Raw genomic sequence first — 1,212 nt, 5'->3', positions numbered from 1 at the left:
TGAACCGCCCCAAATTGTGCGGACAGCACAAAAAGGCCTCAATGTAGGGAAATATGAAGTTTTAAGCGGAGTGGCGCAGCGTGAGCGGCGCCACTCCAGTTTTTAGCTGGATGCGCTCGTGGTTGTAAAAATTGATATAGCGGTCAATCATCTCATTGGCCTCACAGAATGAGGCCGGTTTATGGCGGTAGATACACTCTGTCTTGAGGATGGAAAAGAAATTTTCCGCCATAGCGTTGTCGTAACAGTTTCCGCGTCTTGACATGGAAGGCGTAATGCCATAAGATTTAGTCAGGTCGAAGTATGCTTGCGAGGTGTACTGGAACCCCTGGTCGCTGTGGAGCTGCAACTCCGCAGCGGCCCTCTTTTTCTCCTTGCGCATGGCCAGGCGAATGGTGTCCAGCACCAGGTTGACTGTCTGCTTTGTGCCGGTCTTGTAGGCAACAATGCTGTTGTCGTAAAGGTCCCGGATCATGGACAGGTACAATACGCCCTGCTTGGTGTGGATGTAGGAGATGTCCGTCACCCATTTGCTGTTGGGCCTGTTCGCATAAAACTCCCTATTCAGCAGATTCTTGTACTTGCGGACTTGCTGCCCCATCTGCTGCCATTTTCTGCGTCTCCGGATCTCCGCAAGCAAACCATATTTCTCCATGATACGCAGGATGGTCTTGGGATTACGGTGGATGCCTCGCTTCTTCAGCACCAGCCACATTCTGCGGTAGCCATACGTACGAAAGCTGCGCTCTCGCTGTTCCGCGATGATTTCTGCAAGGGCCGCGTCTTTCTCCGGCCTGCCCAAACGATGGACGAAATCATAGTATCCGCTGCGGGATACCTGAAAGAAGCGACACATAACGGTTACCGGATATTCGTTTCTGTGCCGGTAGATTACTGCGTATTTTGCCCTTGGCCTCACTTCCTTCCTGTGGAGCGCAGAAAATCCCGCAACAGCTCGTTTTCCATCTTTAGCCGTTTGTTCTCATACTTGTACTCCGCCAGTGTTTTTGCGGGTTTACGCCCCCGCGCTTTTGGAAGGACAGGCTACTTTAGCCAGCACTGAATAGCCCACCGGCTGATCCCATACTCCCGACATAAAGCACGCTGGCTTTCTCCTCCGCGGATTCGTGACACCACTTCTTCTCGTATCCCTACCGGATACTTTTTCATCCCTTTTTTTCCGGACATAGCAAGACCCCCTAATGTAGCTTT

1 protein-coding gene is annotated in these 1,212 nt (G+C 51.7%); it reads right to left on the bottom strand.

The features are described 5' to 3' along the window. Positions 1-61 precede the first annotated feature (61 nt). The gene (locus ACQRD3_RS13530; RefSeq protein WP_427781741.1) at positions 62-919 is read right to left on the bottom strand and encodes an IS3 family transposase; all 858 of its coding nucleotides are present in this window, start codon (positions 917-919) and stop codon (positions 62-64) included. Positions 920-1,212: the final 293 nt, after the last annotated feature.

This window comes from Candidatus Pseudoscillospira sp. SGI.172, assembly GCF_050313575.1.
Lineage (GTDB): Bacteria > Bacillota > Clostridia > Oscillospirales > Oscillospiraceae > Vermiculatibacterium.
This window is presented reverse-complemented; position numbering and strand designations above follow the sequence as displayed.